Origin of the sequence: Actinocatenispora comari (assembly GCF_017312725.1) — a bacterium.
Taxonomy (GTDB): domain Bacteria; phylum Actinomycetota; class Actinomycetes; order Mycobacteriales; family Micromonosporaceae; genus Actinocatenispora; species Actinocatenispora comari.
The window spans coordinates 1-21,323 of the sequence record NZ_BOPO01000040.1 but is presented as its reverse complement, the minus strand read 5'-3'; the positions used below and the strand labels follow the sequence as shown (position 1 = coordinate 21,323).

Sequence of the window (21,323 nt, the reverse complement as noted above, 5' to 3'; positions counted from 1 at the left end):
GAGCACACGACCGGGGAGTGACGGCGACCAGAAACCGCCACCCCCCGGCGGGGGTCGTCCCTATCCCGGGACTTTGCGGCGAGGCGTTCGTGCTGCGCAGACCGGGAGCGTCGGTGGTCGCCATGCGGCCGGCGCGGCGTCCGTCCGGCCGAAGTCAGCAGATCGTCCGTGGCGGTCGGCCCGTGGTACGCCGCACGGCAGCCCAGGGCTGTACGCCGCGGCGTCGGCACCCGGCCGTTGGCAGGCCACCGAGCGCCCGCCCGGAACGTGCGGACTCAGCCCGGCCCGTCGCTCGCCGCCGCGAGCAGCGGTACGAGCAGATCGCTGATCGGCGTGGGGATGCCGTGTGCCCGTCCCCGGCGCAGTACGACGCCGTTGCGGGTGTCCCATTCGAGCGGTCGGCCGGCCTCGCGGTCGGCGAGGATGGACGTGCCCAGGTCGGCCGGCCCCGACCGGAGCCCGTCGACGATCTCGTGCGGTACCTCGTCGCCGAGCATCGCGCCGTCGGCTCGGGCCACCGCCAGGCACTCCCGCAGGTAGGCGAGCGCCAACTCGGCGATGTCGGTACGGGCGAACATGCCGGCGCGGCGGCCGGTGAGCACCATCAACCCGGCGACCGCGTTCTGCAACAGCTTGCGCCACGCCACGGACAGGAAGTCCGTGGCGAGTTCGACCGAGCACCAGGTACCGCGCAGGGCCTCGCACGCCACCCGGGACGCCGGTGTGTCCGGCAGGGTCAGTCGCGCCGTACCACGCAACCACACGGAACCGTCGGGCCGCGCCTGGGCGGGGAACCACACGACCGACGGGATGACTCGGGCGTCCGGAACGTGCGGTGCCACAAGCGATCCCTGCTCGACGCCGTTCTGCAGCACGCAGACGACCGTGTCCGCACCGCAGAGTGCCGTCAACCACGGCGCTGCCTGCTCGACCTGCGTCGCCTTGACGGCAAGAAACACCACGTCGACCGCGCCGCCCGCCTGTGCCGGCTCGGTCCGTACCGGCCCGGGTACGACGATGCGACCCGCCGCGCCCTGCAAATGGAGGCGTTCGCGCGCGGTCCGGCCACAGATCCGTGGCGTACGGCCGGCCTCGTGCAGCGCCGCCGCCACTGTCGTGCCGATCGCACCCGGGCCCACCACCGCGACACTCGGCTCCACTGACGACCTCACCTCCCCGTCCGGTACCGGCGGCTTGGACCGCCGGTTCCCCGCTCTTGTCCCGAACAGCTCGTCTCGCGCGTCGGATACCGGCTGCGGGCCCGCGCTCCTCGACCGCACCGAACCATTGTGCTCGGGCGGTCACCCCGGACCCGGCAGCGGCTCCCTAGAGCGTGTCTTCATAGGTTGTAAGTTGGGGTAGTTGATCATGTAGTGCGTGGTGCGTCGTTGTGAGTTGTCCGACGAGGAATGGGCTGTGCTGGAGGCGTTTCTGCCTGCGCCGCGGAGGGGTGGGCGTCCTCGGGGTGATGACCGGCGGGTGTTGAACGCGATCGTGTGGAAGGTCCGGTCGGGTGCGGCATGGCCGGATGTCCCGGCCCGGTACGGATCCTGGCAGTCGGTGTATACGCGGTTTCGACGGTGGGCGTTGGATGGCACGTTCGGCCGGATGCTGTCGGGGGTGCAGGCGCAGGCGAACGCGGCCGGTGACATCGATTGGCTGGTCAGCGTGGATTCCACGATCGTGCGGGGGCATCAGCATGCGGCTGGTGCGCGTAAAAGGGGATCAGCGAACCCGGCGAAACGGCAGATCACGCCCTCGGCCGATCCCGAGGAGGGCTGAGCACCAAGATCCATGCCGCCTGCGACGGCAAGGGCCGGCTGTTGGCGTTCGTGCTTTCCGGCGGCAACCTCAACGACTGCACCCGGTTCACCGAAGCGATGGACGCGATCTGGGTACCACACCCGGGATCAGGCCGACCCCGCTGTCGGCCTGATCCCGTCTTGGCCGACAAGGGCTACTCGTCGCGCGCGATCCGCACCTGGCTACGCGAGCGCCACATCAGCCACACCATCCCCGAACGCGCTGACCAGATCGCTGGCCGCAAGCGCCGCGGACGCCGCGGTGGACGCCCGCCCGCCTTCAACAAGCAGCTCTACCAGGCGCGCGGCTCCCTGGCCGACGATCTGCCGCCGCGCGGTGGGGTGGCCCGGCTGCTCGGACCAGGCCGGGCCCGTGTCCTGGCCGAGGTACGCACCCCGGCCACGTCGTCACAACTGGCCGTCGCGCTCGATCTCTCCCTCGGCACGGTGTCGGCCCACCTCGCCACGCTGCGACAGGCCGGAGTGGTGACCAGGCAGCGTACCGGCCGATCGGTGTATTACGAGCGCACGCCGCTCGGCGACGAGCTCGTGGGACTCATCACCGGTGCGGTCGGAAGCCCGGTCAGGCGATGAGGAGGCGGAGGCCGAGTTCCGCGGCGTCGAGGTCGAGCAGGTCGCGGTTGCGTTCGGCCCAGCGGCCGGAGGCGAGGTCGGCGCGGAGGCGTTCGACCGCTCGCCGCTCCGCCCGCGGGCCGACTCGGGTCCAGACCGACACCGCGCGGCGCACCTGCTCGTCCAGGTACGCCTCGGGCCGCCGCCAGTGGGCCTCGAAGAACCCGTCGGTGCAGTCCCACGGGACGAGTACCGGCTCGGCACGGCCACCGATCGCGCGGGTCATGTCGGTCAGCGACGGCCAGCCCGCGAGCAGGTCGGCGAACTCGGGCAGGTAGTCGCGGGTGAGCCAGAACCGGTCGCGCCACCCGGTCGTGCTCGCGTCGTACGTGAACACCACGACCCGGCGGGCCACCCGACGCATCTCGCGCAGCCCGGCGACCGGGTCCGGCCAGTGGTGCACGGTGCTGACCGCCATCGCGGCGTCGAAGGACCGGTCCTCGAACGGGAGGCTCTCGGCGCTCGCCGCCACGCACGGTGCGGCGCCGTCGGGACGCTGCGCCCGCATCACCGCCGACGGTTCCACCGCGGTGACGTCGCGGTCGGGCGGCTCGTACGAGCCGGTTCCGGCGCCGACGTTGAGTACCGTCCGGGCGTCGCCGAGTGCCGCCCAGATCCGTTCCGCGATCCGGGATTCGGTGCGTCGCGTCGCCGGATACGCGGACCCGATGACCTCGTACAGCTGCGCGCCGAACACCTTGAGCTGGTCCTCCGGTGTGGTCCTGATCCCCATTGCCCGCGCCTCCAGTTCCCGATCGATGGCGGTCACCATGGCGGCCGCCCGGTCACGCTGTTCGAGCAGCAGGCCGCGCAGCCGGTGCAGGTGCCCGACCGCGTCGGCGGCCGGATCGTCGACCAGATCGGCGATCTCGCGCAGCCCGAAGCCCAACCGTCGGTACGCGAGCACCTCGCGCAGCCGTTCGACGTCGTCGGCGAGGTAGGCCCGGTAGCCGGCCGCGGTTCGTGCGGACGGCCGGACGAGCCCGATCTCGTCGTAGTGGTGCAGCGTGCGGACGCTGACCCCGGCCAGCTCGGCCACGCGTCCCACGGTCAGGTGTTCCGCCATGCCTCGACGATGCGGCATGACGCCACGTGAGGGTCAAGTACCTCGACCTGCCGGTGCGGGCGGTCGGGGATGCGCGGGGGCATACGCTCGGTGGCATGCGCGTACCGCCGCTGCCGGATCCGGCGAACCAGCTCAGCCGCGAGCGCATCGCGGCCGGCGCGGTGGGCGACCGGGCGATCGACGTGCCCGCGGCGGCCATCACGATGACGCCGTACGACCCGGCCTGGCCGACCCGGTTCGCCCGGGAGCGGGCCCGGATCCGCGCAGCGCTGGGCAGCCGCGCGCTCGCCGTCGAGCATGTCGGGTCGACGTCGGTACCGGGGCTGGCGGCGAAGAACCGGATCGACATCGACCTGATCGTGACCGATCCGGCCGACGAGTCCGGCTACCTGCCCGCGCTGGCACCGCTCGGGTACCTGTTGCGCACCCGGGAACCGGGCTGGTACCAGCACCGCTGTTGCTGGAACGACGGGCACACCGTGAAACCTGCACGTGTTCGGTCCGGACTGCGACGAGCACCTGCGGCACCTGGTCTTCCGTGACTGGCTCCGTTCCCATTCCGACGATCGCGCCGCCTACCAGGCCGCGAAGCGTCGGGCGGCGGCGGACCAACCGTGGTCGGTGTCCGCGTACAACGCGCAGAAGGCGACCGCGATCCTCGCCATACTCCGCAAAGCGGGGCTTCGCGGCGACTGACGGGAACGCCGCTCGTCGCCCGGCCCGGGGACAGTGACCGGTAACCCGGCCCGGGCGCCCCACGGTGCGCGCGAGGCCGGGCCTCGTCGTGGCAGCTCGGCTCCGGTCGTCGCCGCAGCCGTGACCGGAAGGCCCGTCTCCGGACGGGATGTGACGATCGACGGACGGCTACGGCGGGTCGATCTGCGTCAGCGTCGAGTCCAGGTGTACCCATCGGGTCACGCCGATGGTGTGCAGGAACGCGACGTCGTGGCTGGCCACGACGAGGGCGCCGGCGTAGGAGCCGAGCGCCTGCGTCAGCTGGCGGACGCTGGCCAGGTCCAGGTTGTTGGTCGGCTCGTCCAGCAGCAACAGCTGCGGTGCCGGTTCGGCCAGCAGCAGCGTGGCCAGCGTCGCCCGGAACCGCTCCCCGCCGGACAGGCTGCCGGCGGGCTGGTCCGCCTTGGTGCCGCGCAACAGGAACCGCGCCAGCTGGGCCCGGATCGCGTTGTTCGAGGCGGCCGGCGCCGCGCGGGAGACGTTCCCGGCGGCGGACAGGGCGTCGTCCAGCAGATCGAGCCGCTGCGGCAGCGAGCGCACCGGCACCGGTACGTCGACCGTTCCCGATCGCGGCGGGAGCGCCCCGGCGATCGTCTGCAGCAGCGTGGTCTTGCCGGCACCGTTCGCCCCGACGAGCGCGATCCGTTCCGGCCCTCGTACCGCGAGGCGCACCGTCGGTCCGTGCTGAAGCTCCACATCGGACAGTGTGAGCACCTCCTTCCCGGACGGTACCGACGTCGCCGGCAGGTCGATCCGGATCTCGTCGTCGGCGCGGACCGCCGCTTCGGCTTCCCGAAGCCGATCCCTGGCCTGCGCCACCCGGTCCAGGTGCAGGTTGCGGTGCTTGCCGGCGGCGATCTGCGCATCCTCCTGCCGCTTGCGCATCCGTACCTTGGGCTCCCGCTTGCTGTCCCACTGCTTCTGCCCGTACCGCGCGCGCCGGTCCAGCTTCGTGCGCGCCTCGGTCAGCTCCCGTTGCTGCCGCTGAAGATCGGACTCGGCGACGCGCACCATCCGCTCGGCCGCCTCCTGCTCGATGGCGACCGCGCGCTCGTAGTCGTCGAGGTTGCCGCCGTGGAACGTCACCGACCCGGACCGCAGCTCGCCGATCCGGTCGACCTGTCGCAGGATCTCGCGATCGTGCGAGACGAGCACCAGCACGCCGGACCACTCCCGGATCGCCTGGTACACCAGGCGTCGAGCGGCCAGATCCAGGTTGTTGGTCGGCTCGTCGAGCAGCAGCACCTCCGGCCGGCGAAGGAACTGCGCGGTGAGCCCGAGCAGTACCAGCTCGCCGCCGGAGAGCTCGCCGACCCGCTGGTCCAGCGTCACGTGCCCGAGCCCGAGCCGGTCGAGGGCGGCGCGGGTACGTTCCTCGGCGTCCCACCGGTCGCCGACGGCCGTGAAGTGCCGCTCGTCGGTGTCGCCGCGCTCGATCGCGCTGATCGCGGCCCGGATCTCCACCAGGCCGAGCACGTCGTCCACCCGGCGGGCCGAGTCGAGGATCAGGTTCTGCGGCAGGTACCCCAGCTCGCCGGTGACGTTGATGGTGCCGTACGCGGGTTCGAGCTCGCCGGCGATCAGCCGCAGCAGCGTGGACTTGCCGGACCCGTTGAGCCCGATCAGCCCGGTACGGCCGGCGCTGATCGTCAGGTCGAGTTGGTCGAAGACGACTTCGCCGTCCGGCCAGGCGAAACCGAGATCAGAGCAGACGATCGACGCGGACATGGGCATGGCTCCCCGCTGGAGGTGGACAGTGGCAGGACGCGAAACACCTGCACGGGGAACGCACCAGTGGACAGCCGCACCGTGAAGCGGTGCTGCGGCGTGTCGGGATGTCAGCTGCCATCCGAGGTCAGGCGCGCGACGCTGGGAGAACCCCGATGCTCGCGGTGTCTGGGCACCTCAGAAGATCAATGTCGACTCCGTTGAACGGCGGCAGCTCACCCGAGCGTACTGAGTGGCCGGGCCCGGTGCAAACGACTTGCGGGCACCGCGGTACCGGTCTCGGCCGGCCGGGCGATGCTGTGGTGCCTGGCCGACAAGACGAGGAGGGCGGATGACCGCCGACTTCCACCATGCGGAGAGCGAGAGCGGGCTCCGGATCGATGACCCGACCGAGATCGAGATACGGGAGCTGGTGCGCGGCCTCGACCGGGACGCGAACACGTTCGTCACCGTGGAGTCCGACGACGCGTCGTGGTACGGCTCGATCGCGGTCGCCGACGACGGCGGGTACGAGGTCGTGCTGTCCGATCCGTCCGGCGCGGAGCTCGACGTGGCCACCGAGCCGGCGCTTCGCCCGGCGGTACGGCGCGTGGTCGGCTGGGCTGCCCGCCGCGACGTCCGCGGCCGCCGCGGCGCGCGGGGCGCGCCACGTCCGGACGTCACGGAACTCGCCCGGTTCGCCGGCGTGGACAAGTCGCTGGCCGTACCGCTGCCGTGGGAGCAGGCGGGCGCACGGTGGCTGCCCGACGACTACCGCGAGTTCATCGACGTGTTCGGCCACCGCGCGCTGCGCGAGACCTTCGGCGTGCGCGGCCCGTGCCGGGAGTACTCCGCCGGGCAACTGGCGGACTTCGTCGGGCACCTGAACGACGGCGTGGCCGAGACGTTCGAGCAGATCCTCCCGCCGCGCCCGGACGGCCGCCCGTTCACGTTCCACCCGGAACCCGGCGGCCTGCTGTGCTGGGGCGACAACTTCCGCGGCGACCACTGCTTCTGGTCGACCGAGGGCACCGATCCGGATCGCTGGCCGGTACTGCTGTGGTTGCGCGGCGAGCCCGACAGGGTGCACCGGTACGACCTGGGGATGGCGCGGTTCCTGCTGTTGGCACTGTCCGGCGGTGATCCGGTGCTGAGCGAACTCATCCCCGAGCCGGCGGATTCACCACTCTGAGCCCGGGTTCGTTGCCGACGGATCGCGCGCGATAGCGCGGATCGGCGCGTGTGGCCAGGTTGTCCACAGGGGTCCCGGCTGTCCACAGATCGCGGTGGGTAGCTGGCCGGCACGGTGCGGCGGCGGGACGGTGGGGCGGTCAGCTCACCGACCCGGAGGCACCGATGGCCATGGACACTGCCGATCCGCCCGACGTCGCGCCGCGCCCGCTGGTGGTGACCGGCGACGCCCAACTGCTCGACGAGCTGCTCGCGCTCGCCGCCGCCGGCTGCGGTGACGTCGACGTCGCACCGGACGCCACCGCCGCGCGCCGGCACTGGCGTACGGCCACGCTGGTGGTGATCGGCGCCGACGCGGTCACCGGTTGCGTCCGGGCCCGGCTGCCGCGACGCCGTGGTCTGGTGCTGGTGACGCGGCTGTCCGAGCCCGGCGACGCGACGTTCGAGCCGGTGTCCGACGACGCCGGATCCTGGCGGGCGGCGAGCCAGCTCGACGCCGACCACGTCGTGGTGCTGCCGGCCGCCGCGGCCTGGCTGACCGAGCGGTTCGGCAGCGCCGGTGCCCGGCACCGCGAGTCGGCGCCGGTCGTCGCGGTGATCGGGGGCCGCGGCGGCGTCGGCGCGAGCGTACTGGCCGCGGGGCTGGCGCTGACCGCCGCACGCACCGGACTGCGGACCATGCTGGTCGACGCCGACCCGTTGGGCGGCGGCGTCGACCTGCTCCTCGGCGCCGAGGGCGCGCAGGGCCTGCGCTGGCCCGAGCTTTCCGCCGCACGAGGCCGGGTCGACGTGGCGGCACTGCGTGCCGGCCTGCCGCGACAAGGTGAGCTCGCGATGGTCTCCTGGGACCGCGGCGACGAGATCGACGTTCCGGTCGAGGCGATGGAGGCCACCCTCGACGCCGGTCGCCGCGGCGGTGACCTCGTCGTCGTCGACCTTCCGCGCAGCCTGGGCCCGGCGGCGATGTGTGGCGTGCAGGCGGCCAGCGAGGTGCTGATGCCGGTCACCGCCGACATTCGCGCCTGTGCGGCCGCGGTTCGGGTCGCCGCCCAGGTCGGGCCGCACTGCCGGTCGTTGCGCGTGGTGGTGCGGGGCCCGGCGCCGGGCGGCCTGACCGCACGCGACGTCGGCGCCGCGCTCGGGCTGCCGGTGGCCGGTGTGCTCCGGCCCGAACCGGATCTCGCCGCGTCCCTGGAGCGTGGCGATCCGCCGACCGGATCCGGCCGCGGACCGCTGGCCGAGCTCTGCGAGCAGCTGGTGGCCGAGCTGACCGCGGACAGCGGTCGCGAGGTGGCGTGATGTCCGTCGACGAGGAGCTGACCGACCGGGTCCGGCAGCGGTTGGCGCGCAACGGAAGTGCCGCCAGCCCGGCCGCGATCGTTGCGGCGGTGCGGGCCGAGTGCGGTGCGGCGTTGGGCGATCGTGCGCTGCTCGCGATGGCCGATGAGCTGCGTCGAGACCTGGTCGGTGCCGGTCCGCTCGATCCGTTGCTGGCCGACCCGCGGGTCACCGACGTGCTGGTCAACGGCCGCGAGGTCTGGTGCGATCGGGGCGCCGGTCTGGCGCGGGTGCCGGTCCGTTGGCTCGGCACCGACCCGGTTCGCCGACTCGCCCAGCGTCTCGCCGCCGGCTGCGGCCGCGCGCTCGACGATGCCCACCCGTTCGTGGATGCCCGGCTCCCGGACGGCACCCGGCTGCACGCCGTGCTGTCCCCGGTGGCGCCCGGCGGACCCTACCTGTCGCTTCGCACGTTCCGGCACCGCGCCTTCGGCGTCGACGAGCTGATCGAGGCGGGCACGATCACTCCGCCGGTCGCGGACGTGTTGCTCGCGATCGTCGACGCCCGCCTCGCCTACCTGGTGACCGGCGGCACCGGCTCGGGCAAGACGACGATGTTGTCGACGCTGCTCGGCCAGGTGCCGGCCACCGAACGCATCGTGGTCGTCGAAGATGCCGCCGAACTGCGGCCGAGCCACCCGCACGTGGTCGGTCTGACCGCGCGCCCGGCGAACGCCGAGGGCGCGGGCGAGGTGACTCTGCGCGACCTGGTGCGACAGGCGCTGCGGATGCGGCCGGACCGGATGGTCGTCGGCGAGTGCCGCGGGGCCGAGATCGTGGAACTGCTCGGCGCGCTCAACACCGGGCACGAGGGCGGTGCCGGCACGCTGCACGCCAACGCGCCGCGCGACGTGCCGGCCCGGCTCGAGGCGCTCGGGCTGCTCGGCGGGTTGGGGCGCGCCGCGCTGCACGCCCAGCTTCGTTCCGCGCTGCGGGTCGTGTTGCACCTGCGCCGCACTCCGTCGGGACGCGTGCTCGACGAGATCTGCCTGCTGACACCGAGCGGCCCGGACGATCGGGTGCTCGCCACCCCGGTGTGGCGGCGCGGTGCCGGTGCCCAACCGGCCGCCGCGGCCCTTGCCACCCTGTTGACCGACCGCGACGTGCCGGTGCCGCCGCTGCTGCGCACCGCGGACCCGGGCGGCCGGGCATGACCGAGCTGCTCGCCGGCCTGACCCTCGGCGGCGCCGCCCTGTTGCTCGTGTTGCCGACCCGGACGAGCCGGCGCCGGATGGCCGGCATCCGGACGACGCCGTCGAACACCGCGGTGCGTTTCGCCCGGCGGGCACTGCGCGCCGTCACCCGCTCCACCCGTACCGGTGCGGCGGTGGCGGCGCTGCTCGGCGCGCTGCTAGGGGCGACGACGGCCGGCCCGGTCGCGGCGCTGGTGTGCGGCACGTACTCCGGTTTCGGTGCGTACCTGGCGTTCCGGCGCCGTGCGGCACAGCGGGCCGGCCGCCTTCGCGCCGCGGCGCTGGACGCGGTGACCGCGCTCGCGGACGACCTGCAGGCCGGCCTCGCTCCGTCCCGCGCGCTCGGCCACGTCTGGCCGCGACTGACGGGCACCGAGGTCGACCCGCTGACCGCACCGGACCCGGTCGTACCGGACGATCCCGCCGCGGTCCTGGCCGGCGATCCCGAACCGTCCCGGGCGGACATCACCGCGCGCCTGGCGGTCGCGTGGCGGCTCGCCGCCGGCACCGGAGCCCCGCTGGCCGACCTGCTCGACCGGCTGCAGACCGAACTGTCCGAGCGCGAACGGCTGCGCCGCGCCGCCGCGGCGCAGACCGCCGGTAACCGGGTCACGGCGGCGCTGCTCGCGCTGCTACCGCTGGCCGGTATCGGCCTCGGCTACGCCATCGGCGCCGATCCGTTGCAGCTGTTGTGGCACACCGGGATCGGTGCCGGCTGCGCCGTGGCCGCGTTGGCACTGCAGTCCGCCGGTGTCGCCTGGACGCTGCGGCTGACCCGTACCGACGGGGAGGTGCCGGCGTGACGGCCGGAGCCGGCACGGCAGTGGCGACGGCTGGCCTGCTGGCCCTCGCCGTCGTGGCGGCGGTGGTCGGTCGTCGCTCCGGTCGCAGCACCGGGCGCCTTTCGCGCATCGCGCCGCGGGCAACGCCGGCCGATCGCCGCACCCGTACCCGCCGCCCGATGGTGTTGGTGGCGCCGTTGGCGGGCCTCGGGGTGGCGGTCCTGGTCTCTGGCTGGGCCGGCGTGCTGGCCGGGCTGGCGGTCGCGGTCGGTGTCGCCTTCGCGGTGCGCCGGATCGAATCGCCGGCCGTACGGCGGCTGCGTCGCCAGGCGGTCGCGGATCTGCCGTTCGCGCTCGATCTGTTGGCATCCGCGCTCGCCGCCGGTGCGCCGACGGCGACCGCCACCGGCGCGGTCGGTGCGGCCCTGGCCGGACCGCTCGGGGAGCGGCTCGGCCAGGTCGGTCGCGCGCTCGCCCTCGGCGGTGCGCCGGTCACCGCCTGGCAGGCGGTCCGGGACGTGCCCGGCGGGGACCGGTTGGCGGACGCCGCCATCCGCAGCGCCGACAGCGGCGCGGGCCTGGCTCGGGTGTTCGGCCGGGTCGCCGCGGATCTGCGCGCCAACGAGAAGCACGAACAGGAGGCCACCGTGCAACGCGCCAGCGTGCTGCTGGTGCTGCCGCTCGGCCTCTGCTTTCTTCCGGCGTTCGTCGTCGGCGGCCTGGTCCCGGTCGTCGCGTCGACGTTGGGTGCGGTCCTGCCCTGAGCGGACCGCGGTCACCGGGTCGGGATCGTCCCACCCGCACGACAAGGGAGGAATCCATGCTGTTGCAACGGATCCGTCGCCGCCTGCGTGGCGACGCCGGGATGAACACCGCGGAGTACGCGGTCGGCACGATCGCTGCGGTGGCGTTCGCCGGGCTGCTGCTCAAGGTACTGACGTCGTCGACGGTGCAGTCGGCGCTGACCGCCATCATCCAGCGGGCGCTGGGCTGAGTGATGACCGTGACGAACGATCGTCGCGGCCGGGGGCCGGCGCAGCAGCCGGCCCCCGCGGGTCCGGCGAGCTTCACCCCGCCGGCCACCGCGGCCCCGGTGGGCCCCCTGCGGCCGGCGCCTGGCTCACCAGCGAGGCTCAGACAGGTTGCCCCTGCGCCACCCGCCGGGCCGACAGCCGGTCCGAACCAGTTGACCACCGCGGGCCGTGCGAGTTCGAGGCAGGCAGCCACCGCGGCCCGCGCGGGTTCGAAGTGGACGGCCATCGGGATCCGTGCGGGTTCGAAGCGGACGGCCATCGAGGCCCGCGCGCGTTCGACGCAGGCGGCGACCGGGGCCGCGACGGGTTCGAGTGAGCGCGTCGGTGCATCGCCGGGTTCGAGACGTGAACGCGGCTCGGCCACGGCCGAGTTCGCGGTGGCTATGCCGGGCGTCGTCCTGCTGCTGCTGGTGGGGCTGACCGCGGTGGCCGCGTTGATCGCCAAGGTGGAATGCGTCGATGCCGCGCGGGAGGCGGCTCGCACGGCGGCCCGCGGCGACAACGGCGTGGTGGCCGGCGTCCGCGCCGCCCCGACGAATGCGCACGTGTCGGTCTCGACCGGAGAGTCGGTACACGCCACCGTGACGGCGCCGGTGATCCCCTTGGGCTCGGTGCTGTCCTCGTTGACGGTGTCCGGTTCCGCCGTCGCCGAGGCCGAACCCGGGGTCGCGCCGTGATGGGCCGGTTCCGCCCGCGCTCGGGCCTCGGCCCTGAGGAGGGCTCCGCGACGATCGTGCTGCTCGGCGTCGGCCTCGCGGTGTTACTGCTGGCCGGCGGGGTCACCTGGGTCGGTGCGGCCGTGCTGGCCCGGCACCGGGCCCAGGCGGCGGCCGATCTCGCCGCGCTCGCGGCGGCCCAGCACGCGATCGAGGGCAGCGCGACCGCCTGCTCGCACGCCGCCCGGCTCGCCCGGGAGAACTCGGCCCGGCTGACCCGGTGCCAGCTCGACGGCCTGAACGCGACGGTCGGGGCCGCGGTGGCGCCGATCGCCGCGCTCGCACGGTTCGGCGCGGCGACTGCGGTCGCCAGGGCGGGACCGGTGCTCATCGACGGCGGCGGTGTCATCCCTGTCGGCGCTCCGCGTACGCGCAGCGGGGCCGCGGCGACTCGTGCCGGTCCGACGGCCGGACCCGCCAGCTCAGGCGGAGCGGCTCAGCACGTCCGGATTCACCTTGCCCTGCAGCGGCTCTCCAGCGAGCCACCGGTGCACCTCGGACACGACGAACTCGCCGAACCGGCGCAGTTCCCGGCCGCGCGTGCCGGCCAGATGCGGCGTGACCAGGACGTTGGGCAACTCCAGCAGCGGATGCCCGACGGGCAGCGGCTCCGGATCGGTGACGTCCAGTACCGCGTCGAGCCGGCCGGTGGCGCAGTGCGCGGCGAGCGCCTCGGTGTCCACCAGCGCGCCCCGAGCGGTGTTGATGACGACGGCTCCGTCACGCAGCAGGGCGAGCCGCCGCTCGTCGAGCATCCGGTACGTCTCCGGCAGCTCCGGTGCGTGCACCGTGACCACGTCGGAGCGACGGCACAGGGTGTCCAGCTCCACCGCCGTCGCACCCAGTTCCGCGGCCTGGTCGGGAGTCAGGAAGGGGTCGTAGACGAGCAGTTCCACGCCGTACCCGGCGAGCAGCTGCAGCACCAGCCGGCCGATCTGCGAGGCGCCGACGACCCCGACGGTCAGACCGAACAGCCCGGTGTCCTCACCGACCGGATAGCCGTGGCGCGAGATGCCGGCGCGGTAGTCGGCCGCGTAGCGGAACACCCGCCGGGTAGCCAGCACGATGGATGCCACGGTGAACTCGGCGACCGGGCGGGCGTTGACCGCGACGGCGGACGAGACGGTGACGCCTGCGGCGAACAGTTCGGGCGTGGTGAGCTGCTTGACCGAGCCGGCGGCATGCACGACCAGCCGCAGCCGGGGTGCGGCGGTGAGAACAGCGGTGTCGAGCTGCGGGCTCTCCCAGCCGGTGAGCAGGATCTGCGCCGCGGTGAGGTCCGGCGGCGGCGCGCCGGGGTCCGTGAGAATGGCCGCGGGGTCGCAGTCGACCAGATCGGCCAGTCGCGCCAGCACGGGGTCGGGGAAGATCTGTCCGACCAGGTCGTCGCGCATCGCCAGCACCGCGACCGGACGCTCGCCCACGGCCCACCGTCCTCTCTGCAGCCGATACCGGTCGGCGCGGTTCGTCATCGGTCCCGGCGGTGCTCAGCGATCCGGGTCGTCCGGGAGCGCGTCGAGCACCAGGTCGAGCACCCGCAGTGCACCCGACTTGTCCAGCGGATCGTTGCCGTTACCGCACTTCGGTGACTGTACGCAGGACGGGCAGCCGGCCTCGCAACCGCACGCCCGGATCGCGTCCCGGGTCGCGGTCAGCCACCGGACTGCCGCGCCGAAACCACGCTCGGCGAAGCCGGCACCACCCGGGTGCCCGTCGTAGACGAACACGGTGGGCAGGCCGGTGTCGGGATGCAGCGCGGTGGACAGGCCGCCGATGTCCCACCGGTCGCAGGTCGCGGTCAGCGGCAACAGTCCGATCGCGGCGTGTTCGGCGGCGTGCAGGGAGCCCGGCAGGTCTGCCTCGGCCAGCCCGGATCTCTCCAGCGCCGCCGGATCGATCGTGTACCAGACGGCGACGGTACGAAGCTGGCGCGGCGGCAGGTCCAGCGGCCGTTCGTCGATGAACTCGCCGTTCGGTGAGCGGCGCCGCTGGTAGGAGACGACCTGGCTGGTCACGTCGACGACGCCGAGTTGCAGGGTGACCGGCCCTGCCGGTACCGACCGGACGGTGCCGACGACGGTGAGGTCGGTCTGCTCGCGGGCGTGCGTGGTCCAGTCCGGCGTCTCCGGATGCACCAGCGCGACGCCGTCGTCCAGGTCCAGCTCGTCGACCACGAAGGAGACACCCTGATGCAGGTAGACGGCACCGGCGTGTACCTGGCTGTGCGCCGCGTCGGCGTCGACCGTGCCGAGCAGCCGACCGGTACCGGCCCGGACCACCGACACCGGTTCGCCCGAGCCGCCGCGCAGGTTGAGTTGCGGGCGCCCGCGTTGCGTCCAGTACCAGCCGGTCGGGCGCTCGCGCAGCGACCGTGCCGCGGCCAGCGAGGCCACGGTGGACCGTGCGATCTCGCCGCCGAACAGGTCGAGGTCGGCGACGCTGAGCGGCAGCTCCGCCGCCGCGCAGCACAGGTGCGGCCCCAGCACGTACGGGTTGGCCGGATCCAGCACGGTCTGTTCCACCGGGCGGTCGAAGATCGCCTCCGGGTGGTGCAGCAGGTAGGTGTCGAGCGGGTCGTCCCGACCGACGAGCACGCACAGCGCCTCGTCCACACCGCTGCGCCCGGCCCGGCCGGCCTGCTGCCAGAGCGAGGCGAGGGTGCCCGGATAGCCGGCGAGCACGACCGCGTCCAGGCCGACCAGGTCGACGCCGAGTTCCAGCGCAGTGGTCGCGGCGATGCCGAGCAGCTCGCCCGAGCGCACCGCGCGTTCCAGCTCGCGGCGCTCCTCGGCGAGATAGCCCGCGCGGTACGCGGCGATCCGGTCGGCGAGCTCCGGTACCGCCTCGGCGAGTGCCCGCCGCCCGATCGCGGCGACCAGTTCGGCGCCCCGCCGGGACCGGACGAACGCCATCGTCCGCACGCCGCAGGCGACCAGATCGGCCAGCAGCGTGGCAGACTCGGTGAGGGCGGAGACCCGGACCGGTGCGCCGTGCTCGCCGGCGGCCGCCTCCGGCGGCAGCAACGGCGGCTCCCACAGCGCCACGGTGCGCGCGGCGCGGGGCGAGAAGTCCTCGGTGACCGCCCGCACCGGCCCCCCGGTGAGCCGGCCGGCTGCCGTCGCCGGCTCCGCGACGGTGGCCGAGGCCAGCACGAACACCGGCTCGTCGGCGCCGTAGTGCGCGGCCAGCCGCCGGAGCCGGCGCAGCACCTGCGCGACGTGCGAGCCGAACACGCCGCGATAGGTGTGGCACTCGTCGATCACCACGTACCGCAGCCGGCGCAGGAACGTCGCCCAGCGCCGGTGCCCCGGCAGCATGCCCTGGTGCAGCATGTCCGGGTTGGTCAGCACCAGCCGGGCGTGCGCCCGCACCCAGTCGCGTTCGGCCTGCGGGGTGTCGCCGTCGTAGCCGGCCGCGGTCAGGGACGTGAGGTCACCGGTCAGCAGCCCGTCGAGGGAACGCAGTTGGTCGGCCGCGAGCGCCTTGGTCGGCGACAGGTAGAGCGCGGTCGCCCGCGGCTCGGCGAGCAGCCCGGTCAGCACCGGCAGCTGGTAGGCCAGCGACTTGCCCGACGCGGTCCCGGTGGCGATGACGGTGCTGTGCCCGTCGTGCACCAGCTGCGCGGCCTCGGTCTGGTGTCGCCAGGGTGCGGTGATGCCCTGCTCGGCGAGCGACTTGCGCAGCGCCTCGGGCACCCAGTCGGGCCACGGTTCGGTCTGCCCGGCCCGCGCCGGCAGGTGCCGGATATGCGTCACCGGCCCGGCGCCGTCGGAGGTGGTGTGGCGCCCGGCTGTCAGCCTTGCCAGCAGGTCCCTTGCGTCCACTGGCAGAAACTCTGCCACGTCCGTGCGACCATCGCGTCCTCGGCCACCGCGCGGCCGGCAGACGGTCCGCGCGAAACGGGGCTCGGCGGGCGTCGGCAGCCCGGCTCGGCAGGCCCACCGGGTACGGATCCTGTCCGGCCACCGCGCCCGACGGGTACGGTGCGGGTCGCTGACGTCGGTAGAGTGCCGGTGAGCGGAGCGGTCGAGCTGAGGGAGGTTCTGCATGGAGCTGTCGTTGCAGACGGGTACCGTGGCCGATCGTACGATTCTGCGGGTTACGGGCGAAATCGACGTCTACACCGCGCCGAAGCTGCGGCAGCGGCTGGTGCAGCTGGTCGAGGACGGCGCCCGGCATCTGGTGGTCGACCTCAGCGGGGTCGAGTTCCTCGACTCGACGGGACTCGGCGTGCTGGTCGGCGGGTTGAAGCGGATGCGGGCCCTGTCCGGCAGTTTTGCCTTGGTGTGCGACCAGGAGCGGATCCTGAAGATCTTCCGCATCACCGGTCTGGACCGGATCTTCACGATCGTGCCGACCGAACAGGCGGCCCTCGCGGTGGAGCCCGATCCCGGTGGCTCGGAGGATCGGCCGGACGGCGGTCACGCCGTTCCGCCGGTGACCGACAGATAGCGGCGGCCCGCCATGCCCACGGTACGGCTGGAGTTCTCGCCGGCGCCGGCACACGTCCGCACCGCCCGTCTGGTGGCGGTGGCGGTGGCGCGGCGCGCCGGCGTGGCCGAGGAGGTGCTCGACGAGGTGCGCCTCGCCGTCGGCGAGGCCTGCTCCCGTGCCGTGGCTCTGCACCAGCTGTACCAGTTGAGCGAGCTGGTCGAGGTCGAGATGGCCGACGGTGCCCGGTTCACCGTGCGGGTCAGCGACCGCGGCCCGGCCGAGACCAGGCCGGAGACCGGTTCGGTGCCCGACCCGGTGGAACTCGTGGCCGACTCGGACACCTCGTTCCCGGCCCCGTCGGTGGCGGTCGGGATGGGTCTGGCGCTGTTGACCGGGCTGGTCGACGACCTGCAGGTGGTGCCCCGCCGGGACGGCGCCGGTACCTCCGTGCGGATGTCCTGGCCCACCGCCTGACCCGTCTCCCGGCCCGTCCTGCCCAGCGCCCGACCCGCCGCTGGCGCGCCCCGACACCCACCTCTGGCGCGCCCGACACCCACCTCTGGCGCGCTCGACAACACCTCGACGGCGCCCGACGCGTTTCGTCCGTCCGGCGCCAAGCGGTCGTACCGCTATCGGAGATCACGCGTAGGGGCTGGTATTGCGGCCGCCCACGTGGTAAGTCCGTAATGCGGTTCGTATTAACACAGTGGCCTGGGACACAGGATGCTGCGGGTTGGGCTTGTGAGTCTCGGCACGATCGGCCCGATACACTCCGCGAGTTGCACCGGACCGACCGACCGGCCGGGCCGGATCACAGACGGTGGTACAGGAGGACGGATGGACACCACTCTCGCCACTGGCGGCGAGACCCTGTCCCTGAGCAGCGTGTCCCTGACCGGAACCAACCTGGTGTACGTGGTGATCGCGGCGGTGATCGCGCTTGTCGCGTTGGGGTTCGCGGCCGGCCTGGTCAAGTTGGTGTTGGCGACCGACCGGGGCACGACGAAGATGCAGGAGATCGCCGGCGCGGTGCAGGAAGGCGCCTCGGCGTATCTCGGCCGGCAGTTCCGCACGCTGGGGATCTTCGTGATCGTCGCGCTGCTGTTACTGCTGGCACTGCCGGTCAACGAGGGCGGCTGGGAAGTGCGCATCGGCCGGTCCGCGTTCTTCGTGGTCGGCGCGATCTTCAGCTCGTTCATCGGCTGGGCGGGGATGTCTCTCGCGACTCGGGCGAACCTGCGGGTGGCCTCGGCCGCGCGCAGCAGCCGCGAGGGCGCGATGCAGATCGCCTTCCGTACCGGCGGCGTGGTCGGTTTCATGACCGTCGGGCTGGGTCTGCTCGGTGCCGGCGTCGTCGTGCTGATCTTCCGGGACAAGGCCCCGACCGTACTGGAGGGCTTCGGTTTCGGTGCCGCGCTGCTCGCGATGTTCATGCGGGTCGGCGGCGGCATCTTCACCAAGGCCGCGGACGTCGGCGCCGACCTGGTCGGCAAGGTGGAGCAGGGGATCCCGGAGGACGACCCGCGCAACGCCGCGACGATCGCCGACAACGTCGGCGACAACGTGGGTGACTGCGCCGGGATGGCCGCCGACCTGTTCGAGTCGTACGCGGTCATGCTGGTCGCGGCGCTGATCCTGGGTCGCACCGCGTTCGGCTCCGAGGGCCTCGTGTTCCCGCTGATCGTGCCGGCGATCGGGGTGGTCACCGCGATCATCGGCGTGTTCATCACCCGGCTGCGGCCCTCCGACCGGTCCGGGATGGCGGCGATCAACCGGGCGTTCTTCATCTCGGCGGCGATCTCGGCCGTGTTGTGCGTGGTCGCGGCGCTGGTCTACCTGCCGAGCAAGTTCTCCGGCCTGCACGGCGTGTCCGCGAGCATCGGTCACCCGACCCGCAGCCCGCAGCTGATCGCGATCGTCGCGGTACTGATCGGCATCGTGCTGGCGGCCCTGATCCAGCTGCTCACCGGGTACTTCACCGACACCATCCGGCGGCCGGTGAAGGACGTGGCGAAGACGTCGCTGACCGGCCCGGCCACCGTGGTCCTGTCCGGCGTCAGCCTCGGCTTCGAGTCGGCGGTGTACTCGGCGATCCTGATCGCCGCGGCGGTGTACGGCGCGTTCCTGCTCGGCGGCGGCTCGATCGTGCTGTCGCTGTTCGCGGTGGCGCTCGCCGGTACCGGCCTGCTGACCACGGTCGGCGTGATCGTGGCGATGGACACGTTCGGCCCGATCTCGGACAACGCGCAGGGCATCGCGGAGATGTCCGGCGAGGTCGAGGGCGAGGGTGCGCAGATCCTCACCGAGCTGGACGCGGTCGGCAACACCACGAAGGCGATCACCAAGGGCATCGCGATCGCGACCGCGGTGCTCGCGGCGACCGCGCTGTTCGGCTCCTTCACCGACACCGTGACCAGCGCGGCGAAGGACAGCATGAAGGGGCTCGGCACGCTGGACATCCAGCAGTACACCGGGATCCTGAACGTGGGCAACCCGTCGAACCTGGTCGGGTTGATCATCGGCGCCTCGGTGGTGTTCCTGTTCAGCATGCTGGCGATCAACGCGGTGTCCCGGTCCGCCGGCGCCGTGGTGTTCGAGGTGCGGCGACAGTTCCGGGAGTTCCCCGGAATCATGGACGGCTCGCAGCGTCCCGAGTACGGCAAGGTCGTCGACATCTGCACCCGGGATGCGCAGCGTGAGCTGATCACGCCGGGCATCCTGGCCGTGTTCGCGCCGATCGTGGTCGGTTTCGGGCTCGGCGTCGGCGCGCTCGGCGCGTACCTGGCGGGCGCGATCGCGACCGGCATCCTGATGGCGATCTTCCTGGCGAACTCGGGCGGTGCCTGGGACAACGCGAAGAAGCTCGTCGAGGACGGGGTGTACGGCGGCAAGGGGTCGGAGGCGCACGAGGCGACGATCATCGGTGACACGATCGGTGACCCGTTCAAGGACACCGCCGGTCCGGCGATCAACCCGCTGATCAAGGTGATGAACCTGGTCTCGCTGCTGATCGCGCCGGCCGTGGTGATGTTCTCCATCGGCGCCTCGAAGAACACCGGCGTCCGGATCGCGATCGCGCTGGTGGCGCTGGCGATCATCGTGGCCGCGCTGGTGGTCGCGAAGCGTCGTCCGATCGCCGTCGGCGAGGAGAACGGCGCGAAGAAGGAGGCGGCGCAGGCCTCGGCCTGACCCGTCCCGGGCGCGGTCGTGCGAGTGGCGACCGCGCCCGGTGACCGGGGGCGGTCCGGCCGCCCGCGGTGACAGCAGGGGTTGTGCGGAGCCCCCGTGGACCGGTTACCGTTCCGGGCCATGGGGGCTCTCGCACGTACGGCGGTGCCGGTGCTGGCCGCGCTGGTGCTGCTCGCCGGCTGCGGTTCCGACGGCGTGCCGGCGAAGACCTGGGCGACCCACGTCTGCCAGGCGTTGAAGCCGTGGACCAGCACGGTGAGCAAGCTGACCCGGCAGACCCAGCGGGAGATGCAGCAGGTCACGACGCCGGACGCGGCGAAGGTGACCCTGCTGAACCTGCTCGACTCGGAGGCGAAGGCCACCGACAAGGCCCGCGACCGGTTGCTCGCCGCCGGGGTGCCCGACGTGGACGACGGGAAGAAGATCGCGGACGAGTTCACCGCCGCGCTGACCTCGGCCCGCGACTCCTACCGCACCGCCCGGGACGCGATCCGCAAGCTGCCGACGACGAACGCGAAGTCCTTCTACGACGGCGTGTCCAGCGCGATCGACAAGCTGAACTCGCAGTACGACGCGGGCGCGCTGGACACCTCGAAGGTCCGCTCCGAGCCGCTGCAGCAGGCGTTCGACGAGGTACCGGAGTGCCAGTGAGCGCCGCGTCGGACGAACCGCCGGCCATCGAGCCGCTGTTCGCGCTGCCCGCGCCGGAGCACCCGGTCGAACGGACCCCGCAGCCGCGCCGCCGCCGCACCGCGCCGCCGCAGGCGTCCCTGTTCTCTGCGGTACTGGCCGAGCCGCGACCCGTCGACGTGGCCGGCGTGCTCGCGGGCGGCGGCCAGGTGATCCGGATGGGCGGTACCGCACGGGTCTCGGTGGTGGTGACGCAGGAGTGGCGGGCGGCGGCGCTGCTCGCCGCGTTCGACCGGCGGGGCCTGACCGGCAGCCGGGTACCGACGGTGGACGACCACATCGGCGTGCGCACCGCGTTCTGCGCGGTCCTGGCACCGGTCGCGGACGCCTGGCTGCACGGCACCGTGACCCGGCCGCCGGCCGACTTCCGGGCGGACGGGCTGGCGCTGCGGCTGTGGGCGATCGCCGGCGGCCGCCGGGACAGTCTCGGGTACCTGCTGCCGTTGCCCAGCGCCGAGTCGGCCTGGCAGCCGTTGCGGGTGGCGTTGCGGGTGGCCGGTTTCGACGCCGAACTGCTGACCAGCGGCCCGAGCCTGCGCGTGGTCGGCCGCGCCCACCTGGCCACCCTCGCCGACGTGCTCGGCCCGCCGCCGGCCGGCGCCGACGACCACGCCTGGCCCACCTGACCGCAGCCGGACCCCCGCCACCATCGCGCGCCCGACCGCCCCGGGCTGTCCGACCGCAGCCGGACCACCCGCCACCATCGAGCGCCCGACCGCCCCGGGCCGCCTGACCATGCGGATCGCCGGGCGACCCCCGGGCCGCCTGACGGCAGCCGGACCGCGACCACCGTCGAGCGCCCGACCGTCCCGG

Annotated in this window: 20 protein-coding genes and 2 pseudogenes; 17 read left to right on the top strand and 5 right to left on the bottom strand. The window is 73.2% G+C overall.

The genetic code is table 11. From position 1 onward, the window contains the following. Positions 1-275 precede the first annotated feature (275 nt). Positions 276-1,160, bottom strand: coding sequence for an oxidoreductase (locus NUM_RS12680; RefSeq protein WP_207125019.1), 885 nt, complete (start codon positions 1,158-1,160; stop codon positions 276-278). 217 nt (positions 1,161-1,377) lie between these two features. Between NUM_RS12680 and NUM_RS37170 the strand changes: the two are divergent. Together NUM_RS37170 and NUM_RS37165 are read left to right on the top strand one after the other, a co-directional pair. Further along, positions 1,378-2,057 (top strand): annotated as a pseudogene (locus tag NUM_RS37170) (IS5 family transposase); the annotation flags it as partial. 87 nt (positions 2,058-2,144) lie between these two features. Further along, the gene (locus NUM_RS37165; protein WP_225918528.1) at positions 2,145-2,396 is read left to right on the top strand and encodes an ArsR/SmtB family transcription factor; all 252 of its coding nucleotides are present in this window, start codon (positions 2,145-2,147) and stop codon (positions 2,394-2,396) included. Here NUM_RS37165 and NUM_RS12665 read toward each other — a convergent pair. Then, the gene (locus NUM_RS12665; RefSeq protein ID WP_207125017.1) at positions 2,386-3,501 is read right to left on the bottom strand and encodes a MerR family transcriptional regulator; all 1,116 of its coding nucleotides are present in this window, start codon (positions 3,499-3,501) and stop codon (positions 2,386-2,388) included. The two genes, NUM_RS37165 and NUM_RS12665, sit on opposite strands and share 11 nt — an antisense overlap. Positions 3,502-3,596: 95 nt before the next feature. Here NUM_RS12665 and NUM_RS37160 point away from each other — a divergent pair, with 95 nt between their 5' ends. Continuing rightward, positions 3,597-4,043 (top strand): GrpB family protein, encoded by a 447-nt coding sequence (locus tag NUM_RS37160; RefSeq protein ID WP_263975120.1) that lies wholly within the window; start codon positions 3,597-3,599, stop codon positions 4,041-4,043. Then, on the top strand, positions 3,994-4,197 hold the full coding sequence (locus NUM_RS37925; protein ID WP_207125016.1) for a GrpB family protein: 204 nt from the start codon (positions 3,994-3,996) through the stop codon (positions 4,195-4,197). The genes NUM_RS37160 and NUM_RS37925 overlap by 50 nt, the downstream gene beginning before the upstream one ends. 168 nt (positions 4,198-4,365) lie before the next feature. Here NUM_RS37925 and NUM_RS12650 read toward each other — a convergent pair whose 3' ends face one another. Then, the gene (locus tag NUM_RS12650; RefSeq protein WP_207125015.1) at positions 4,366-5,964 is read right to left on the bottom strand and encodes an ABC-F family ATP-binding cassette domain-containing protein; all 1,599 of its coding nucleotides are present in this window, start codon (positions 5,962-5,964) and stop codon (positions 4,366-4,368) included. A gap of 331 nt (positions 5,965-6,295) precedes the next feature. On the opposite strand from NUM_RS12650, the gene NUM_RS12645 reads away from it, so the two are divergent. From NUM_RS12645 to NUM_RS37920, 8 genes and pseudogenes are all read left to right on the top strand, one after another. Continuing rightward, positions 6,296-7,135, top strand: a complete 840-nt coding sequence (locus tag NUM_RS12645; RefSeq protein ID WP_207125014.1) for a hypothetical protein — start codon at positions 6,296-6,298, stop codon at positions 7,133-7,135. A gap of 215 nt (positions 7,136-7,350) precedes the next feature. Beyond that, positions 7,351-8,433, top strand: coding sequence for a septum site-determining protein Ssd (ssd, locus tag NUM_RS12640; protein WP_207125028.1), 1,083 nt, complete (start codon positions 7,351-7,353; stop codon positions 8,431-8,433). After that, complete coding sequence (locus NUM_RS12635) at positions 8,430-9,626, top strand: TadA family conjugal transfer-associated ATPase (protein ID WP_207125013.1); 1,197 nt, start codon at positions 8,430-8,432, stop codon at positions 9,624-9,626. The genes ssd and NUM_RS12635 overlap by 4 nt, the downstream gene beginning before the upstream one ends. Continuing rightward, positions 9,623-10,468 carry a type II secretion system F family protein gene (locus NUM_RS12630; protein WP_207125012.1) on the top strand — a complete coding sequence of 282 codons (846 nt, stop codon included), beginning with the start codon at positions 9,623-9,625 and terminating at the stop codon, positions 10,466-10,468. Before NUM_RS12635 ends, NUM_RS12630 begins: the two co-directional genes overlap by 4 nt. A 158-nt stretch (positions 10,469-10,626) precedes the next feature. Then, positions 10,627-11,211 (top strand): type II secretion system F family protein, encoded by a 585-nt coding sequence (locus tag NUM_RS12625; RefSeq protein ID WP_207125011.1) that lies wholly within the window; start codon positions 10,627-10,629, stop codon positions 11,209-11,211. A gap of 56 nt (positions 11,212-11,267) precedes the next feature. Further along, positions 11,268-11,441: a DUF4244 domain-containing protein gene (locus tag NUM_RS12620; RefSeq protein ID WP_207125010.1), complete on the top strand. Its 174-nt coding sequence runs from the start codon at positions 11,268-11,270 to the stop codon at positions 11,439-11,441. A 192-nt stretch (positions 11,442-11,633) separates the two neighbouring features. Next, on the top strand, positions 11,634-12,158 hold the full coding sequence (locus NUM_RS12615; RefSeq protein ID WP_225918527.1) for a TadE family type IV pilus minor pilin: 525 nt from the start codon (positions 11,634-11,636) through the stop codon (positions 12,156-12,158). Next, a pseudogene (locus NUM_RS37920) lies at positions 12,158-12,508 on the top strand (Rv3654c family TadE-like protein); the annotation flags it as partial. The gene NUM_RS12615 and the pseudogene NUM_RS37920, both read left to right, overlap by 1 nt. 111 nt (positions 12,509-12,619) lie before the next feature. Here the strand turns inward: NUM_RS37920 and NUM_RS12605 are convergent. Continuing rightward, positions 12,620-13,621 carry a hydroxyacid dehydrogenase gene (locus NUM_RS12605; RefSeq protein ID WP_225918526.1) on the bottom strand — a complete coding sequence of 334 codons (1,002 nt, stop codon included), beginning with the start codon at positions 13,619-13,621 and terminating at the stop codon, positions 12,620-12,622. Positions 13,622-13,684: 63 nt separating this feature from the next. Next, positions 13,685-16,027, bottom strand: a complete 2,343-nt coding sequence (locus NUM_RS12600; RefSeq protein WP_370466977.1) for a DEAD/DEAH box helicase — start codon at positions 16,025-16,027, stop codon at positions 13,685-13,687. A 217-nt stretch (positions 16,028-16,244) separates the two neighbouring features. Between NUM_RS12600 and NUM_RS12595 the strand changes: the two genes are divergently transcribed. The 5 genes from NUM_RS12595 to NUM_RS12575 all read left to right on the top strand — a co-directional run bounded on the left by NUM_RS12595 (position 16,245) and on the right by NUM_RS12575 (position 21,136). Continuing rightward, positions 16,245-16,649, top strand: coding sequence for an STAS domain-containing protein (locus NUM_RS12595; protein WP_207125006.1), 405 nt, complete (start codon positions 16,245-16,247; stop codon positions 16,647-16,649). A gap of 12 nt (positions 16,650-16,661) precedes the next feature. Next, complete coding sequence (locus NUM_RS12590; protein WP_207125005.1) at positions 16,662-17,105, top strand: ATP-binding protein; 444 nt, start codon at positions 16,662-16,664, stop codon at positions 17,103-17,105. A gap of 363 nt (positions 17,106-17,468) precedes the next feature. Beyond that, positions 17,469-19,820, top strand: a complete 2,352-nt coding sequence (locus NUM_RS12585; RefSeq protein ID WP_207125004.1) for a sodium-translocating pyrophosphatase — start codon at positions 17,469-17,471, stop codon at positions 19,818-19,820. 120 nt (positions 19,821-19,940) lie between these two features. Next, entirely contained in the window at positions 19,941-20,471 is a 531-nt protein-coding gene (locus NUM_RS12580; RefSeq protein WP_207125003.1) for a hypothetical protein, read from the top strand. Then, positions 20,468-21,136, top strand: a complete 669-nt coding sequence (locus tag NUM_RS12575) for a hypothetical protein (protein ID WP_225918524.1) — start codon at positions 20,468-20,470, stop codon at positions 21,134-21,136. Before NUM_RS12580 ends, NUM_RS12575 begins: the two co-directional genes overlap by 4 nt. Positions 21,137-21,323 lie beyond the last annotated feature (187 nt).

Coding starts and splice junctions, on each gene's coding strand:
- NUM_RS12630 (WP_207125012.1), top strand. CDS start 9,623: ATGACCGAGCTGCTCGCCGGCCTGACCCTCGGCGGCGCCGCCCTGTTG.
- NUM_RS12665 (WP_207125017.1), bottom strand. CDS start 3,501: ATGGCGGAACACCTGACCGTGGGACGCGTGGCCGAGCTGGCCGGGGTC.
- NUM_RS12590 (WP_207125005.1), top strand. CDS start 16,662: ATGCCCACGGTACGGCTGGAGTTCTCGCCGGCGCCGGCACACGTCCGC.
- NUM_RS12645 (WP_207125014.1), top strand. CDS start 6,296: ATGACCGCCGACTTCCACCATGCGGAGAGCGAGAGCGGGCTCCGGATC.
- NUM_RS12625 (WP_207125011.1), top strand. CDS start 10,627: ATGGTGTTGGTGGCGCCGTTGGCGGGCCTCGGGGTGGCGGTCCTGGTC.
- NUM_RS12650 (WP_207125015.1), bottom strand. CDS start 5,964: ATGTCCGCGTCGATCGTCTGCTCTGATCTCGGTTTCGCCTGGCCGGAC.
- NUM_RS12595 (WP_207125006.1), top strand. CDS start 16,245: ATGGAGCTGTCGTTGCAGACGGGTACCGTGGCCGATCGTACGATTCTG.
- NUM_RS12580 (WP_207125003.1), top strand. CDS start 19,941: ATGGGGGCTCTCGCACGTACGGCGGTGCCGGTGCTGGCCGCGCTGGTG.
- NUM_RS12620 (WP_207125010.1), top strand. CDS start 11,268: ATGCTGTTGCAACGGATCCGTCGCCGCCTGCGTGGCGACGCCGGGATG.
- NUM_RS37160 (WP_263975120.1), top strand. CDS start 3,597: ATGCGCGTACCGCCGCTGCCGGATCCGGCGAACCAGCTCAGCCGCGAG.
- NUM_RS12585 (WP_207125004.1), top strand. CDS start 17,469: ATGGACACCACTCTCGCCACTGGCGGCGAGACCCTGTCCCTGAGCAGC.